Origin of the sequence: Pseudoalteromonas sp. MER144-MNA-CIBAN-0113, from assembly GCF_040308965.1 — a bacterium.
In the GTDB taxonomy this organism is placed as follows: domain Bacteria; phylum Pseudomonadota; class Gammaproteobacteria; order Enterobacterales; family Alteromonadaceae; genus Pseudoalteromonas; species Pseudoalteromonas tetraodonis.
The window spans coordinates 1-242 of record NZ_JBEOOG010000546.1 but is presented as its reverse complement, the minus strand read 5'-3'; the positions used below and the strand labels follow the sequence as shown (position 1 = coordinate 242).

Here is a 242-nt window from a genome sequence, read left to right as displayed (position 1 = left end):
AGTAAGTACTCTATAACCTCTTCTGTAGACTCAAATTCGACAGGGGGCTTGCTGCGCCCCGTGAATCGCATTTGGGCCCAATAAGCTTGTATTCTAGATTCAGTAAGACCTACCATCCTAGTGTTAAAATTTATTCTAAGCGGATTGCCGACAAATAGGTTAACTGCTTTAAATTGTCTGCTCATAGCTCCGCCCATATAAATATGGCGAATTTGTTGCTTACTAAAAGATAAGTTTTTATC

Annotated in this window: 1 pseudogene; it reads right to left on the bottom strand. The window is 39.7% G+C overall.

Going from position 1 to position 242, the window contains the following annotated elements:
* A pseudogene (locus AAEY57_RS20870) lies at positions 1 to 242 on the bottom strand (hypothetical protein); the annotation flags it as partial.